This is a genomic window from Selenomonas dianae (assembly GCF_030644225.1).
Taxonomy (GTDB): domain Bacteria; phylum Bacillota; class Negativicutes; order Selenomonadales; family Selenomonadaceae; genus Centipeda; species Centipeda dianae.
Window position 1 is genome coordinate 700,432 of record NZ_CP128650.1, and the last position, 16,031, is coordinate 716,462.

Sequence of the window (16,031 nt, forward strand, 5' to 3'; positions counted from 1 at the left end):
ATGCGGACGGTATAAGGAGGTTTGCCGTGGCAAAGATACCGAAGAACCGATCTGACAAGGATATGATGCAGGGCTTCGAGGAGGAGGAAACGCTTGCCGAGGTTCTGCTGAAGAAGGAGCGGCAGGAAGAGGAGCGCGCACGTCAGCAGGCAGAGCGCGTTCCTCCCGCCGACCTTGCCCGTGCGGGGCTTTCCTCCGCGCAGGCGGACGAGCTCGGCAGAGCACTGATGGAGTTGAAACTCACGCTGGCACAGGAAGGTGTGCAGCACTATCGACTCAAGATTCAGCGCAGAGGCCGGCAGGTGATTATCACGGCGACGTGATGTGGATTTTCTCGAAATGAGAAGAAGGATGTGAAATGATGGAAAATGCAACGATTGTGGCGATTGTCATCTTCGTCATCGCATATGCGCTCATCATCTCCGAAAAGGTGCACCGCACCATCGTCGGGTTGTTTGGCGCAATGCTTATGATACTCTTTGGGATTATCGGGCAGGAGACTGCTGTCCACCACATTGACTTTAACACGTTGGGGCTTCTCATGGGGATGATGATTATTGTCAACATCACGAGTGAGACGGGGCTCTTCAACTTCCTTGCGATATGGGCGGCGCAGAAGGTCAAGGCGCGGCCGGTCGCACTCCTCGTCGTGCTCTCGACCATCACGATGGTCTGCTCGGCGCTCCTTGACAATGTCACAACGGTTCTTCTGACTGTGCCGATTACCTTCAGCATCACATCCCAGCTCAAAGTTGATGTCATGCCCTACCTCATCTCGCAGATCCTTTCCTCGAACATCGGCGGTACGGCGACCCTCATCGGCGATCCTCCCAACATCATGATCGGCAGCGCCGTCGGACTGGACTTCATGGCGTTTGTGGAAAATTTGACAGTCATCTCTATAATTATCTTTATCTTGGTGCAATTCATACTTATTGGCCTTTACCGCAAGGGGCTTCACACCCAGCCGGAGCTGCAGGAGAAGATCATGCGCCTGCCCGCTGCCGCACAAATCACGGATCATGCGCTGCTGCGCAAATGTCTCACCGTTATCTTCCTGACGATCACACTCTTTGTCCTGCACGGCAGTCTCGGGCTTGAGTCTGCGACGGTGGCGCTCTCGGGCGCGGGACTTCTGCTCCTGCTCACGGCGACGCGCGACGAAGGGGCGATTGTCAAGGTGCTCTCGAAGATCGAGTGGCCCGCGATCTTCTTCTTCGGCGGACTCTTCATTCTCGTCGGTGCGCTCGTCGAGACGGGCGTGATCCGTATGCTCGCCGCCGAGGCGATCAAGGCGACGGGCGGCAATGTCGAGGCGACGGCGATCCTCATCCTCTGGATGAGCGCGTTCGCGTCCGCCTTCATCGACAACATCCCGTTTGTTGCAACTCTTATCCCGCTCATTCAGGATATGGGGCAGATGGGGCTCACGAACCTTGATCCGCTCTGGTGGTCGCTCGCGCTCGGCGCGTGCCTCGGCGGCAACGGGACGCTCATCGGTGCAAGTGCAAACGTCGTTGTTGCGTCCATGTCGGCGCAGCGCGGCCGGCCGATCTCCTTCATCGGCTTTATGAAGATTGCACTTCCGATCATGACGTTTACCATCATCATCTCGAACATCTACGTCTGCATTCGCTATCTCTGAAGCGTGTCATGTCATATCCCCGATCACTGCGATGGTCGGGGATTTATTTTTACGTGCGGCTGTGCTATTCTATGAAAAAAAGGGGGGAGTACGATGATCCTGCACACGGGGATGCGCACGGACATCCCTGCGTTCTACGCGCCGTGGTTCGTGAACCGTCTGCACGCGGGTGAGGTCTGTGTCCGAAATCCCTACGACAAGGAGCAGGTCACACGCTATCTCCTCGATCCGCAGGTTGTGGATCTGATTGCCTTCTGCACAAAGAACCCTGCGCCCATGCTCCCGCATATGGATCTTCTTTCTCCATTCGGGCAGTTCTGGTACGTTACCATCACCCCCTATGGGAGGGACATTGAGCCGAATGTGCCGCCATGGCAGGAGGTCGCGCGCGCCTTTCGCCGGCTTTCGGAGATGGTCGGCAGGCAATGCATCGGTTGGCGTTACGACCCCATCATCCTCGACGAACAGCATACGATGGACTGGCATCGGCAGCAATTCTCCATGATGGCAGAGATGCTTGCAGGTGCGACGGAGATGGTCGTTATCAGCTTTCTCATGCGCTATGCCAAGACGCGGCGCAATTTCCCCGAGGGGCGTGATGTTACGTACGCGGAACGGTTGGAACTCGGCGCGTACATTGTAGAGACGGCAAAGACGTATGGTATGACTGCCTACCCGTGCGGCGACGGGGATGCACTCGCCGCATTCGGTGCAGATACGGGCGGCTGTATGACACCGCGCATCTACGAGCGCGCTCTCGGGCGGCGTATGCGTTTCCCCAAATATCAGCGGCAGCGCAAGGAGTGTGACTGCTATCTCGGCGCGGACATTGGCGCGTACGACAGCTGTCCGCATCTCTGTCGCTATTGCTATGCGAATACACACTTTATACGGGTGCAGAAGAATCGCCGCCGCCACGATCCCGCATCGCCCTTCCTCATCGGTCATGCGGAGGCGGGCGACCGCGTCCACACGGCGCGGCAGGAGAGTTGGTTGGACGTGCAGGAGAGCCTGTTTTGACCAATCTTTTGAGGCATAGAAAAAATGCTTGCACTTTATGAAAAACATCTGTATAATACAGAGCGTTGAAATCCGTTCCTCAAGACCTGATAGTCGTTCAATGAACGAGTGAAGCCTTGTTTATGTAATCAGGCTTTGCCCGTACCATAATCTTAGTGGACGCTTTCCCAGTTTGGCGGATGGAGAGACTAACTATATTTTTCAAGGGAGATTGTGGAAGAATGGCATTTGAAGACAAGACACTCGTATGCAAGGAATGCGGCAACAACTTCGTGTTCACGGCCGGTGAGCAGGAGTTCTATGCAGAGAAGGGCTTTGAGAACGAGCCGGCACGCTGCCGTGACTGCCGTGACAAGCGTCGCCGCGGTCGTGATGAGAACAGCGGCGAGCGTCAGATGTTCCATGTGGTCTGCGCCGAGTGCGGCAAGGATACGGAAGTCCCGTTCGAGCCGAAGACGGATCGTCCGGTCTACTGCCGCGACTGCTTCAATGCGAAGCGCGCAGCACGTTTCTAATGGCGTTTGAGGAAACGGCTCGTTTCCTTATGGGGAGGGATTGCTGCATATCATGAGCAGTGTCCCTCCCTTGTTTTTAGTATATGAGGAGGGTTCCCCATGAAGTTGAAAAAATTGGCACTTGTCCTGACCGGCGCTCTCGTGAGTCTCGCGCTTGTCGGCTGCGGCGGCGATCAGGCGAAACAGGATTCCAAGGTGCTGCGCGTGGGCGCTGCGGTGGATTTTGCACCGTTCGAGTTCCAAGATGAGGGGCAGAAGGACTATCAGGGGTTTGACATGGATCTCATCCGTGCCGTTGCCAAGGAGATGGGCAGCGAGGCGGAGATCCAGAACATTGGCTTTGATGGACTGATCCCCGCGCTGCAGGCGAAGAACATCGACGTCATCATCAGCGGCATGACGATCAACGATGAGCGTAAGCAGAAGGTGAACTTCTCCGATCCGTACTATCAGTCGGGGCTGACGATGGTTGTGCGCAGCGATGAGGAGTCGATCAAGACCTTCAAGGATCTCAAGGGTCACAAGGTCGCCGTCCAGATCGGCACGACGAGTGCGAACATGGTCAAGGAGATGGAGGGCGTTACCGTCGCGGAGCTGAATACGCCTGCGGACTGCTTCATGGAGCTCAAGGCACGCGGTGTGGATGCCGTGGTCAACGATCGTCCCGTCAACGACTACTATATCAACCAGACGCAGGCGGTTGGTGTGAAGTCCCTCCAGGACAAACTCTCCGCCGAGGACTACGGCATTGCGATGGCGAAGGACAACGCTGACCTTCAGAAGAAGATCAACGAGGCGCTCAAGAAGCTGCACGACAACGGCGAATACGACAAGATCTATCAGAAGTGGTTCGGCGCAAGCAAGTAAGGAATCGCTGAACGACAAAAAGCCCCGCAGATGGTAATTCCGTCTGCGGGGCTTTTCTATGCTTACAGTGATAGGATGCGCGCCATATCATTCGGCAGGGGGGACGCTACAGAGAGCCGTTCACCTGTGCGTGGATGTACGAGGGTGAGGCGTGCAGAGTGGAGGGCGTGACGCGCGATCAACTCTGTGCTGCCGCCGTAGAGGTCGTCTCCGAGCAGGGGATGCCCCAGATGGGCGAGGTGGACGCGGATTTGATGGGTGCGTCCCGTCTCAAGGCGCAGACGCAGGAGGGAATGCCGTGCGTTCGTCTGCTCTGTCCAATAATGCGTGCGCGCGGGCTTTCCGTCGGGCGTGACGCAGCGCAGGATGATGCTCGGCAGGGCGCGCGCAATGGGCGCGTCGATTGTGCCCTCCGTTGGTATGAGCATCCCCTCAATCAGGGCAAGATACTCCCGTGTAGGCGTATCCTGTTTTGCGATTTGATACTGTATCTCGGGATGCTTTGCGATGAGCAGCAGTCCCGTTGTATTGCGGTCGAGGCGGTGGCACGGATGAAAGTCAAGCCGTATGCCGCGTTCCTCATAAAGACCAAGCACAGCATTGGCGACAGTCCCGCGTGCTTCCTTTGTCGTCGGATGGACAAGCTGCCCCGCAGGCTTGTCGATGATGAGAAGATCCGCGTCCTCGTAGACAATTGCAAGCGACAGCTGCTCGGGCGTGACAGAGGAAACGATGGGAAGTTCATAGGAAACAACGTCTCCTGCGTGCAGCATGGTGCGTGCGGCGATGGCAGGCGTGCCGTTTACGGCGAATGTGCCGCTGTGTTTGATGCGTTTCCACAGTCCCGACGAAATCCCGCACACGCGCATGAGATATGCCTTTGCGGGACATTCCTCGCCCTCAGGCAGCGTTATGATATGCTCCGTCATTCGCTGCGCGTTTGCTCCGAACGGCGCAGGGCAAGGATGATGCGGAAGGAGATGGAGAGGATGATGGCAATGACCGTCGCGAGTGCCATGCCGCGCAGCGTGACCGTGCCGATGGTAAGGCTCGCCGTCGATACGCCGACACCCATGACGATGGAGGTCAGGAGGAGATTCATCGGGTTGTTGTAGTCCACCTTTGCCTCGACGAGGATGCGGATGCCCGAGGCTGCAATCACGCCGAAGAGGAGCATGGAGACACCGCCCATGACGGGGACGGGGATGCTCTGGATGAGTGCGGCGAGCTTGCCGAGACAGGAGAGCAGGATGGCAAAGATGGCGGCACCGCCGATGACCCATGTGGAGTAGACCTTTGTGATGGCAAGGACACCGATGTTTTCCCCGTACGTCGTATTCGGCGTTGAGCCAAAGAAGCCGGAGAAGATCGTCGAAACACCGTTGCCGAGGAGGGAGCGGTCGAGCCCCGGATCCTTCGCGAGGTTGCGGCCGACGATGTTGCCCGTCACGATGAGATGGCCGATGTGCTCCACGACGACAACGATGGAGGCGGGCAGGATGATGAGGATGGCACGCAGGTCGAACTCCGGCGTATAGATGGTCGGGATTGCAAACCACGGCGCACTCTCAACGTGCGAGAGATCGACGATACCCGCACAGAATGCGATGATGTAGCCCGCGACCACACCGATGAGAATCGGGATGATGGAGAGAAAGCCACGGAATGCCATGGATGCAAAGATCGTGATGGCAAGTGTCGCAATCGAAACGAAGATCACGGTGGCATCCGTATTTTCGCCCGTCAGCCCCGCCATGCCTGCCGCCGTCGGCATCAGTTCCAGCCCGATGACGGCGACAATCGCGCCCATCGAGGCGGGCGGAAAGATCACGTCGATCCAGCTCGTTCCGATCGTGTGCACGATGAAGCTGACCGCACAGAAAACGATGCCGACGATGATGAAGCCGCCGAGTGCCGCTTCGTAGCTGTACTCGGAGAGTACGAGAAAGACGGGGGAGAGAAAGGCAAAACTTGAGCCGAGATATGCGGGAATCTTCCCCTTGCAGAGGATGAGATAGAACAGTGTGCCGATGCCGTTGAAGAGCAGCACGGTCGCGGGGTTGACGTGAAAGAGGATCGGCACGAGCACCGTTGAGCCGAACATGGCAAAGAGATGCTGCAAGGAGAGGGGGATGGTTGTGAGGAGCGGCGGCCGCTCCGTGGTATCCATTGTTTTTTGGGACATAATATCACTCCGTTTCAGATGTGTCACCTGCATTAGGCGTACCTTATGATACCACAGTATGAAGCGGGGGACAATGACGTTTTGTGCGGGTTGTCGACAACCCTTGCAGTTTTGAATGCGATTCGGTAAGATAGACCTATGAATTCATGTGGATAAGGAAGTGACAAATATGTACCCGATGAAACTCATCGCACCGCTCAAGGACTATCTCTGGGGCGGAACGCGTCTGAGAGACGAATATGGAAAAGAGACGCAGCTGACGAAAATTGCCGAGAGCTGGGAACTCGCCTGTCATAAGGATGGCATGAGCGTGATCGGCAACGGCGCGGCGGCGGGGCAGACGCTCGCGGACTGGATCGCAGCGAAAGGAGTGGGGGTACTTGGAACGAAGGCGGCGAAATTTCCCTATTTCCCGCTGCTCATCAAGCTGATTGATGCACATGACAATCTTTCCGTGCAGGTACACCCCGACGACGACTATGCTCGGCGTGTCGAGGGGGAGTACGGCAAGACGGAGATGTGGTACGTCATGGACGCAGCGTCGGGGGCGGAACTGCTTTACGGTTTTCAACATGAGATCACAAAGGCGGAATTTCGCCGTCGCATCGAGGACAATACCCTGCTGGATGTTGTGCGGCACGTGCCCGTGCAGAAGGGGGATGTGTTTTTTATCCCTGCGGGCACACTCCACGCGATCGGCAAGGGAATTCTCATCTGCGAGATCCAACAGAACTCGAATACGACGTACCGTGTCTATGACTACGGGCGTATCGGTACGGATGGCAAGCCGCGCGACCTCCATATTGAAAAGGCGCTCGATGTGACCTGCCTTGCGCCTGCCGCGCAGTATACCGCCATCGGCACAGAAGTCGGGATCTGTGTGGGCGCACAGGCGCATCTCCTCGCCTCATGCGACTGCTTTACCGTCTATCATCTTGCGGTCGATGGCGCGTGTGTACTTCCGGTGGGGGACGACTCCTTCCAATGTCTGACACTGCTCTCCGGCAAGTTGACACTGCGCACCAATGCGGATTCGCTTCCGCTGCGCAAGGGAGAGAGCGTCTTTTTGCCGGCGGGACTGGGGGAGTGTTCGCTCACGGGGCAGGCGGAGCTGATTCTCAGCAAAATATGATCCGCGGGGCTTGACGGCTTTGTTATAATGAACCCGTTGGAAGAACTTTTTAGGAAAACCCAAAGGGAAGGTGAGACTCATCGAATTTCATGCCTTGACAAAGGAAGACAAGCCCCTGCTTGATCGTTATTTTCGTGCGAATTACTATGAAAATTCGCATTTTAACTTTACGAATCTCTATATGTGGCGCGAGCCGTTCCACGTTCACATCGCGGAGGAAGATAACGTCCTCTATGTGGTGAGCGAGTGGAAAGCGCGTGTGTCGGCGCTGCAGCCGTTCTGCGATCCCGCGCTGTACCCCGCAGCGACGAAGAAGCTGCTCGCATACTTTGAGGAGATCGAGCAGCCCTTTCACATCTATGATATGGAACGCGGCTATGCGGATTTCCTGCGCAGCTGCGACTGTGCACACTTCGAGGTGGTCGCCGACCGCGACAACTACGACTATGTATATCTTTCGGAAAAGCTCATCACACTCGCGGGGCGCAAGCTGCACTCGAAGAAGAACCATCTGAACGCATTCCGCAAGGACCACCCCGATGCGGCGTTTGTATCGATTACGGATGAGATCGTAACGCTGTGCAAACTTGAGCTGAACAGCTGGTACAAGCAGCACAAGCAGGAGGACGGGACGGTCGATCCGTTCATCGGCTATGAGCGCACGGCGATCCTTGAGGTGCTGAACAACTTCGCGGACTTCGGGCTGAAGGGAGGCGCGATCCTCCTCGGGGGGCGCGTCGTCGCCTTTACCTTCGGCGAGCAGCTGAACACGGATACGGCGGTCATTCACGTCGAAAAGGCAGATCCTGAGCTGCGCGGCGCATATCCCGCGATCAATCAGGGCTTTGTGGAGCACGCATGGAGCCATCTGACCTACATCAACCGCGAGGAGGATATGGGGATCGAGGGGCTGCGCAAGGCGAAGGAATCCTACAAGCCCGAGAAGCTGATTGAGAAGTTTAATGCGACGCTGTGTCTTGGGTGATGTCCCACGCGATCACTTGTGTAACGAGGCGTTTGTGTGGAGCACGCATGGCTGGAACAGCGGATATGTCACTGTCAATATTTGCAAACTGCCCGTGAATATGGTAAGATAGCACAACGCTAGGTAATGTAGGCTCGTCCTTCGCCCCACACAAGCGGCGAAGGACGTTCTTGTTTATCTGGAAGCAACACTACAATGCGGGGGGAACGATCATGAACCACACGAAGTACACCAAGGGATACTATATGCCGCCCGAGATCCGTCTGGACTGGCTGCGCAAGGATGCGCCCGACAAGGCGCCGATCTGGTGCTCGGTCGATCTGCGCGACGGCAATCAGGCGCTCATCATTCCGATGAGCCTCGATGAGAAACTCGTGTTTTTCGATCTCCTCGTACGCGTGGGCTTCAAGGAGATCGAGGTCGGCTTCCCCGCCGCGTCGGAGACGGAGTATGAGTTCCTGCGCCGCCTTGTCGAGGACAATCTCATCCCCGACGATGTGACCGTGCAGGTACTGACACAGGCGCGTGAGCACATCATCCGCAAGACATTCGATGCGCTGCGCGGTGTGAAGAATGCGATTGTACACGTTTACAACCCCACGTCTGCAGCACAGCGCGAGCAGGTTTTTGCACGCTCGAAGGAAGAGATTCTCCAGATCGCCGTGGATGGCGCGAAGCTGCTCAAACAGCTGACGGATGAGGCGGGAGCGAACTACCGCTTCGAGTACTCGCCCGAGAGTTTTACGGGCACGGAGCCGGAGTATGCGCTTGAGGTCTGCAACGCCGTTCTCGATGTCTGGCAGCCGACTCCCGACCGCAAGGCGATCATCAACCTGCCCTCCACGGTGCAGATGTCGATGCCGCACGTCTACGGTATGCAGATTGCCTATGTCAACGAACGGCTGAACTATCGCGACAGCGTCGTACTCTCGCTCCACCCGCACAATGACCGCGGCTGCGGCGTGGCGGATGCGGAGATGGGGCTTCTCGCCGGTGCGGATCGCGTCGAGGGGACACTGTTCGGCAATGGGGAACGTACGGGCAATGTGGACATCATCACCGTCGCGATGAATATGTTCGCGCTCGGCGTGGATCCCAAGCTCGACTTCTCCAATCTCCCGCATCTCGTCGAGGTCTACGAGCAGGTGACGCGGATGCAGGTCAACCCGCGCCAGCCGTACGCGGGCTCACTCGTCTTTGCCGCGTTCTCCGGCTCGCATCAGGATGCCATCGCCAAGGGGATGAAGCACTGGGACGAGAACAAGCCGAAGCACTGGTCGCTGCCGTACCTCTACATCGACCCGAAGGACATCGGGCGCACGTACGACGGTGATGTCATCCGCATCAACAGTCAGTCGGGCAGGGGCGGTGTCGGCTACATCATGGAGCAGCAGTATGGCATCAGTATGCCGAAGAAGATGCGCGAGGATCTCAGCTACCGCGTGAAGTCCGTGTCCGACAGCGGACACAAAGAACTCCTGCCGGACGAGATCTACAAGGTGTTCACGGACACCTATGTCAATGTCGTATTCCCGTTCGAGCTTACAGACTTCCACTTGAAAAAGCAGCCGGACGGCACGCGTATGGGCGATGTTCATCTCAAGGTGGACGGTGAGGACCGTATGTACGAGGCACGCGGCAACGGACGTTTGGATGCAATTTCGAACGCAATGCAGGCGAATCTCGGACTTTCTTATTCGAATTTGACGTACAGTGAGCACGCGCTTGAGATCGGGCAGACCTCGCGCGCCATCTCCTACATCAGCATCACAGGCGAGGACGGCAAGGTCTACTGGGGCGCAGGATTGGACACCGATATTATCACCTCGTCCATCCTCGCTCTGTTCAGTGCAATCAATCGGATGAAGGCGGGACACTGAGACGTGACAGATCTTGTTGCCGAAAAACTGAAACTGCTGCCGGACTCCCCCGGTGTCTACATCATGAAGGACGCGCACGGAAAGATCATCTACGTGGGCAAGGCAATCGTCCTCAAGAACCGCGTGCGGCAGTATTTTCAGAGCAGCCGGAATCAGGCGCCGAAGGTGCGTGCGATGGTTTCACACATCGCGGATTTTGAGACCATCATGACCGCGAACGAAGTTGAATCCTTGATTCTGGAAGCAAATCTGATCAAAAAACATCGTCCGCGCTATAACATCCGGCTGAAGGACGATAAGAGTTACCCCTATGTAAAAGTGACGGTGCAGGAGGAATATCCGCGCGTATTCATCACACGGCGCGTGCTGCGTGACGGGGCGCGCTACTTCGGCCCCTATACGAATGTGACGGCGCTGCGGGACAGCTTGAAGCTCCTCAAGCGCCTTTTTCCTCTGCGCACGTGCCGGACGATGCCCGACCGCCCCTGCCTTGAGTACCACATCAAGCGCTGTCTCGCGCCCTGTGTGGGGAAGGTGGCGGCGGAGGACTACCGCGCGATGATCCGTGCCGTCCTGCTCTTTTTGGAGGGGCGGACGGACGATGTGGAGCGCGAGCTGGAGCACCGCATGAATCTTGCAGCAGAAGCCTATCACTTCGAGACGGCGGCGCGCCTCAGAGATCAGCTCAGTGCTGTACGCAAGGCGGCGGAGCGGCAGAACATCGTTACGGGGGCGGGCGATCAGGATGCCGTCGGTATGGCCCGCTCGGCGGCGGGGGTCTGCGTGCAGATCTTCTTCATTCGCAGCGGAAAAATGATCGGACGCGAGCATTTTCTCCTGCGCGGGAGCGAGGAGGAAAGCGATGCGGACATCCTGCGTGCGTTTCTCGAACAGTATTACAATCAGGCGACGTTTGTGCCGCGCGAGGTGCTGCTGCCGCAGATGATTGACGCGGCGGGGCAGGGGGTTATCGAACGCTTTCTAGCGGAAAAAAAGGGAGGGGGAAAGGTTGCCCTTCTCACGCCGCAACGCGGGACGAAGCACGATCTCGTCATGATGGCGACGGGCAATGCGGAGAAATTCCTCGCAGACGAGGAAACGCGGCGCAGCCTTGCGGACGAGCAGACACTCGGTGCGGTCGCGGAGCTCGGACGTTATCTCGGGCTGAAGAAACCGCCGCACCGCATGGAGTGTTTCGACATCTCACACAATCAGGGGCAGGAGACCGTCGCCTCCATGGTCGTGTTCGAGGGCGGTATGCCGAAGAAGTCGGACTATCGCCGCTTCAAGATCAAGAGCGCGGAGGGGAAACCCGACGACTTCCTCTCCATGCGCGAGGTGACGATGCGGCGTTATGTGGGACTGCCCGAGGAGGAACTGCCCGATCTCATCATCATCGACGGCGGCAAGGGACAGCTTTCCTCCGCACTTGAGATCATCCGAAGTGAGGCGGGGCATAAGAACGTCCCCGTGGTCGGACTTGCAAAGCAGTTCGAGCTCGTCTTTACCGAGGGGAACCCAGAGCCGGTCGAACTGCCGCGCCGCAGTCAATCACTCTATCTCATTCAGCGCATTCGCGATGAAGCACACCGCTTTGCGATCACCTTCCATCGAAAACTGCGCGGCAAGCGCAACCTTGTTTCTGTCCTCGATCACATTGTCGGCGTCGGCCCGAAGCGGCGGCAGAGCCTCCGAATGCACTTCGGCACACTGGATAAGATCAAGGCGGCATCCGTTGATGAACTCGCCGCCGCCCCCGGGATGAACCGTCCTGCGGCAGAAGCGGTCTATCATTTCTTCGAGGCACAACGGGAAATGCGTGGGGAATAAGAATCCTGTTCCTGCCGTTCTCGCATACGTTTGCTATGCTTGCGACACATTAAGATAGGATTCTCCCCCAAAAATGACGAACTGTACAGTTGCACTGCTGCTGCGGTTATTTTATAATTATCAAAAAGATTTGAAATTGATGACATCTCGTTGAGGAGGTGTCGCACGATGATCATCTTTCAGCGTATGCAGATATGGGGTGCGACGCTTCTTCTGACCATGAGTCTTATGCTTGCAGCCTGCGGCGATACGGCACAGACCATCCGGACGGACGAAAATATCGTTGTCGTGTACAACTGTAATACGGACGACTGGACGGCTCCCCTCGCCAAAGAGTTTCAGGAGCAGACAGGGATTCAGGTGCAGCTTGTCAGCGGCAGTTCGGGGCAGCTCATGGCACGTGTCCGCACGGAGCAGGAGCACCCGCATGGTGATGTTATCTGGGGCGGCTCCGAGGATTCCTATGTTTTACTTGAGTCCTATCTGGAGCCCTATGAGTCTCCCGAGAAATATGCAATCCTTCCGGAGTATGTGCGCAGGAACAATGCGTTTTACAACATGGTCAAGGATCCCTATGTCATCGCCTACAATACCGATCTGGTGAGCGAGGCGGATGCGCCGAAAGGGTGGCGGGATCTCCTCGCACCGAGGTTTTGCGGGCGCATTGCTCTCGCAGATCCTGCGAAATCCACGTCCTCCTATGCCGTGCTCTTGACGATGGTGGATGCCATGGGCGGCGATTCTGCCGTCATTGGGCAACTGGCGGCACAGGTTGACGGACGCATCCTCGGCAGTTCGGCGGAGCAGATCAAGGCGCTCGCTGACGGAACGTATGCGGTTACAGCGACGTTCGAGGAGCCTGTGCTCAAATACATTGCCTCCGGTGCGCATATGAAGATTGTCTACCCCGAGGAGGGGACAGCTGTATCCTCAAGTGCTGTTGGAATCATCAAGAATGCACCGCATCCGGATCATGCGAAAAAATTTCTAAATTTTTTGATGAGTCGTCAAGTTCATGAACGTCTCGGCGATTATGAACGGCGTTCGACACGTGCCGATATTTCGGCACCCCCGAATCTTCGTCCTCTTTCGGAGATTCGTTACACACGGTTTGATACCCGGCGTGCCGTGTCCTTCAGGGACGAGTTCCTGAGTAAATGGCGCGCAGCGGTTATCAAATAAATCCCCATTTCCCCCCCATCCCCCCATTCCCATATTTTCCCCTTCCAAGACCGTCACTCTGTGTGACGGTTTTTCCTTTGTTTATAAATACTTTGCCTGTAAATTTATATTTTTACTGATAATTTTGCTTGACAGAAACGAAATTTATACGTATTCTTTCTTTATAGTCTGAACATTACGGAAGACGTTTGTTTTCCTCGTTGTTCCACTGTGCAGTGCATGGGAGGAGAGGAGATGAACCTTGTATGAGATGGGATCGGATCAGCTATCAAAAACGGCTGCTTGCCTACCTCCTCGTGGGAGGGTTGTTTCCGCTTCTCCTTGCCTCTGCGATGATTCTCTATGCGGCGGATCGTGTCTACGAGAACACACAGGCAAAGGGGGGGCGTGCCGAGGTGCAGCGGATCTCACGTGAGATCGACAATCTCGTCGGAAACTATCAGCGTCTGATAAGTCCGCTCCTCGTGCGGGGGGAGACCATCGAGTTCCTGTGTGGTACACGTTCGAATGTGGAACATATCTATGGGGATCTCTATGCGATTCTTGCGGGTCGATCGGGTGAGGCGGCGATCTATCTGCTCTCTGCAGATGGCAGTCAGGTGATCGCAACGGATGATTTGCCGCGGGACTATCGTCTGCCGGATCATCTGCATTGGGGACTTCTCGGTCAGGCGGTTCAGAGTCAGGACTGGGTGCTCGCCTCGGCAGACCGCTATGAAGCCGATCGACGGGAAACGGTCTTTTCGATGGCGCACGCGATACGCCGGGAGGATGAACTGCTCGGCTTTGCCGTTATTGATGTGCGGCGTGAGGCTCTTGTCCCGCTCATTCAGCGCGTGCAGGACGGAAATGAGGGACAGATCATCCTGACGGATCGCTATAACTATGTCATGATGGATATGCTCGATCATCATCGTGAGGGATTTTCCTCTGTCTTTGCGTCCTCTGAGGAGGCGGAGACGACGGAGTCTGTTTTCCGTGATTATGCGTTTTCTTCGACGACGACAGGGTTTGCGGTTCACCTGCGTCAGCGGCTGGACTCGGCACCGCTGGATTACCTCTTTCGCCTGATCCTCATGGTGGATGCGGTAGCGCTGTGTATAACGGCATATCTTGCCTGTCGGCTGAGCCGCCATCTCTGGCGGCCGCTGCATACGCTTGCGACAGCAATGCGGCGTGTGCGCAGCTGTGACGATTTTTCCGTGCAGGTGGACGTTCGGCGCAGCGATGAGATCGGGGAGCTTGCGCTTACGTTCAACAGTCTGATCGAACACATCCGCACGCTGCTTGCGGAGAACAGGGAGCGCGAGCGGCGGCTGCGCGTGGCACAGGTGAAATCTCTGACGGAGATGATAAAGCCCCATTTCATGTACAATACGCTGAATCTCATCAAGTGGAGTGCGAAGCTCGGCGACAGCGAGGGGGCGGCGGATATTGCCGTGCAGCTCGGGAAGCTGCTGCGTGCCTCGGTGAGTATGAAGGAGTTTGTGACGGTGGCGGAGGAGCTGAGTTTTCTCCGCACCTATTTGAAGATTCAGCAGCGGCGCTTCGAGGGACGGCTCAAAGTTACGATGCGTGTGGAGACGGGGGCGTATGGCTGCTATGTGCCGAAGCTGATTCTGCAGCCGCTCGTTGAGAACGCGATCCGGCACGGCATCGAGATGACAGAAAGCGGCGGCCGCATCGCAATCACGGGGTGCCGTGAAAACGGCTATCTCATCTTTCATGTGAAGGACAATGGACAGGGAATGTCGCCTGCACGGCAGCAGGAAGTGCTGACACGGCGTGACGACAATCACTTCGGGATTTACAATGTGCATATGCGTGCCGTACTGAACGGGGATGAGGACTGCGGGATCACCCTGCACGCTGCGGAGGGGAAGGGGACGGAGGTAATATTGCGGCTAAGGCGCATGGAGGAGGCTCCTCATTATGATTAAAGTGCTGATTATTGACGATGAACCCCTGCAGCGACAGGGGATTATGCGTCTGACACCATGGGAAGACTTTGATGCCGAGGTAGTCGGTGCGGCGGGGAGCGGCATGGAGGGGATCCTGCTGGCGCGCAAATATCGTCCCGATGTGCTCATCGTGGATATTAAGATGCCGGGGCTCTCGGGGCTGGATGTGATCACGCGTTTGCGTGAGGAACTGGATGCAGAGTACATTATCCTTTCGGGATACAGTGAGTTCGAGTACGCGCAGCAGGCAATTTCGCTCGGCGTATGTGCCTATCTCCTAAAGCCGCTCGATGATGAGGAGCTCACCTCTGCTGTGCGTCTTGCGGCAGAGCACATTGCGGAGCGCCGATTCCATCTGCGTAAGCGTGGGGCGGCAGAGACGGACCGCGTTCATCTTGATCTGCCGGAGGAGGAGCCGGTGCGCGGCTATCTGCTTCATGCGGTGCGGCACATGGAGGAGCATATGGCGGAGCCGCTTACCGTGCGCGAGGTTGCCGATGAGCTGGGGCTTAGTGTCAGCTATCTGCACAAGCTCTTTGCGCGCTGCGGAACCTCGTTCAGTGCGTATCTGACGGATTGCCGTCTGCGCCGTGCGGGGCAGCTGTTGCGCGAGAGTGATGAAAAGATTTACGCCGTTGCCGCAGCGTGCGGCTATCAGGATACGCGCTATTTCAGTAAAATTTTTCAGAAGCACATGGGGGTTAAGCCAACGGAATATCGACATAGGAAAAATCTATAGAAATCTTTCTCCGAAGATCTAGCCAAACAAATAAAAATGTTGTAATATAATAATCGTTATTGAGTAGTAATTTGCACTTAAGTCAGACTG

Annotated in this window: 14 protein-coding genes; 12 read left to right on the forward strand and 2 right to left on the reverse strand. The window is 56.6% G+C overall.

What is annotated here, in order from left to right; translation table 11 throughout:
* Positions 1–26 precede the first annotated feature (26 nt).
* The 5 genes from QU667_RS03350 to QU667_RS03370 all read left to right on the forward strand — a co-directional run bounded on the left by QU667_RS03350 (position 27) and on the right by QU667_RS03370 (position 4,047).
* Entirely contained in the window at positions 27–323 is a 297-nt protein-coding gene (locus QU667_RS03350; RefSeq protein WP_304987913.1) for a hypothetical protein, read from the forward strand.
* 35 nt (positions 324–358) lie between these two features.
* Positions 359–1,645 (forward strand): ArsB/NhaD family transporter, encoded by a 1,287-nt coding sequence (locus tag QU667_RS03355; RefSeq protein ID WP_304987914.1) that lies wholly within the window; start codon positions 359–361, stop codon positions 1,643–1,645.
* 93 nt (positions 1,646–1,738) lie between these two features.
* On the forward strand, positions 1,739–2,665 hold the full coding sequence (locus QU667_RS03360) for a DUF1848 domain-containing protein (RefSeq protein WP_304987915.1): 927 nt from the start codon (positions 1,739–1,741) through the stop codon (positions 2,663–2,665).
* 221 nt (positions 2,666–2,886) lie between these two features.
* Positions 2,887–3,180, forward strand: coding sequence for a zinc-ribbon domain containing protein (locus QU667_RS03365; RefSeq protein WP_304987916.1), 294 nt, complete (start codon positions 2,887–2,889; stop codon positions 3,178–3,180).
* Positions 3,181–3,279: 99 nt separating this feature from the next.
* A complete protein-coding gene (locus QU667_RS03370) occupies positions 3,280–4,047 on the forward strand; it encodes a basic amino acid ABC transporter substrate-binding protein (protein ID WP_304987917.1) in 768 nt (255 codons plus the stop codon).
* 62 nt (positions 4,048–4,109) lie between these two features.
* On the opposite strand, the gene QU667_RS03375 is transcribed toward QU667_RS03370, so the two are convergent.
* Positions 4,110–4,976, reverse strand: coding sequence for an RluA family pseudouridine synthase (locus QU667_RS03375; RefSeq protein WP_304987918.1), 867 nt, complete (start codon positions 4,974–4,976; stop codon positions 4,110–4,112).
* Positions 4,973–6,232, reverse strand: coding sequence for a uracil permease (gene uraA / locus QU667_RS03380; protein WP_304987919.1), 1,260 nt, complete (start codon positions 6,230–6,232; stop codon positions 4,973–4,975). The genes QU667_RS03375 and uraA overlap by 4 nt, the downstream gene beginning before the upstream one ends.
* A 178-nt stretch (positions 6,233–6,410) precedes the next feature.
* Between uraA and QU667_RS03385 the strand changes: the two genes are divergently transcribed.
* The 7 genes from QU667_RS03385 (at position 6,411) to QU667_RS03415 (ending at position 15,941) form a co-directional block, all read left to right on the forward strand.
* Positions 6,411–7,364, forward strand: a complete 954-nt coding sequence (locus QU667_RS03385) for a type I phosphomannose isomerase catalytic subunit (RefSeq protein WP_304988395.1) — start codon at positions 6,411–6,413, stop codon at positions 7,362–7,364.
* A gap of 70 nt (positions 7,365–7,434) precedes the next feature.
* Positions 7,435–8,349 carry a DUF2156 domain-containing protein gene (locus QU667_RS03390; protein ID WP_304987920.1) on the forward strand — a complete coding sequence of 305 codons (915 nt, stop codon included), beginning with the start codon at positions 7,435–7,437 and terminating at the stop codon, positions 8,347–8,349.
* 212 nt (positions 8,350–8,561) lie between these two features.
* Positions 8,562–10,229 carry a 2-isopropylmalate synthase gene (locus QU667_RS03395; RefSeq protein ID WP_304987921.1) on the forward strand — a complete coding sequence of 556 codons (1,668 nt, stop codon included), beginning with the start codon at positions 8,562–8,564 and terminating at the stop codon, positions 10,227–10,229.
* Positions 10,230–10,232: 3 nt separating this feature from the next.
* Complete coding sequence (gene uvrC / locus QU667_RS03400) at positions 10,233–12,059, forward strand: excinuclease ABC subunit UvrC (RefSeq protein WP_304987922.1); 1,827 nt, start codon at positions 10,233–10,235, stop codon at positions 12,057–12,059.
* Positions 12,060–12,227: 168 nt separating this feature from the next.
* The gene (locus QU667_RS03405) at positions 12,228–13,241 is read left to right on the forward strand and encodes an ABC transporter substrate-binding protein (protein WP_304987923.1); all 1,014 of its coding nucleotides are present in this window, start codon (positions 12,228–12,230) and stop codon (positions 13,239–13,241) included.
* A gap of 245 nt (positions 13,242–13,486) precedes the next feature.
* Positions 13,487–15,181, forward strand: a complete 1,695-nt coding sequence (locus tag QU667_RS03410) for a sensor histidine kinase (RefSeq protein WP_304987924.1) — start codon at positions 13,487–13,489, stop codon at positions 15,179–15,181.
* Positions 15,174–15,941 carry a response regulator transcription factor gene (locus QU667_RS03415; RefSeq protein ID WP_304987925.1) on the forward strand — a complete coding sequence of 256 codons (768 nt, stop codon included), beginning with the start codon at positions 15,174–15,176 and terminating at the stop codon, positions 15,939–15,941. Before QU667_RS03410 ends, QU667_RS03415 begins: the two co-directional genes overlap by 8 nt.
* The last annotated feature ends 90 nt before the right edge of the window (positions 15,942–16,031 follow it).

Coding starts and splice junctions, on each gene's coding strand:
- QU667_RS03365 (WP_304987916.1), top strand. CDS start 2,887: ATGGCATTTGAAGACAAGACACTCGTATGCAAGGAATGCGGCAACAAC.
- QU667_RS03375 (WP_304987918.1), bottom strand. CDS start 4,976: ATGACGGAGCATATCATAACGCTGCCTGAGGGCGAGGAATGTCCCGCA.
- QU667_RS03385 (WP_304988395.1), top strand. CDS start 6,411: ATGAAACTCATCGCACCGCTCAAGGACTATCTCTGGGGCGGAACGCGT.
- QU667_RS03415 (WP_304987925.1), top strand. CDS start 15,174: ATGATTAAAGTGCTGATTATTGACGATGAACCCCTGCAGCGACAGGGG.
- QU667_RS03405 (WP_304987923.1), top strand. CDS start 12,228: ATGATCATCTTTCAGCGTATGCAGATATGGGGTGCGACGCTTCTTCTG.
- uraA (WP_304987919.1), bottom strand. CDS start 6,232: ATGTCCCAAAAAACAATGGATACCACGGAGCGGCCGCCGCTCCTCACA.
- QU667_RS03355 (WP_304987914.1), top strand. CDS start 359: ATGATGGAAAATGCAACGATTGTGGCGATTGTCATCTTCGTCATCGCA.
- QU667_RS03395 (WP_304987921.1), top strand. CDS start 8,562: ATGAACCACACGAAGTACACCAAGGGATACTATATGCCGCCCGAGATC.
- QU667_RS03410 (WP_304987924.1), top strand. CDS start 13,487: ATGAGATGGGATCGGATCAGCTATCAAAAACGGCTGCTTGCCTACCTC.
- QU667_RS03360 (WP_304987915.1), top strand. CDS start 1,739: ATGATCCTGCACACGGGGATGCGCACGGACATCCCTGCGTTCTACGCG.
- QU667_RS03370 (WP_304987917.1), top strand. CDS start 3,280: ATGAAGTTGAAAAAATTGGCACTTGTCCTGACCGGCGCTCTCGTGAGT.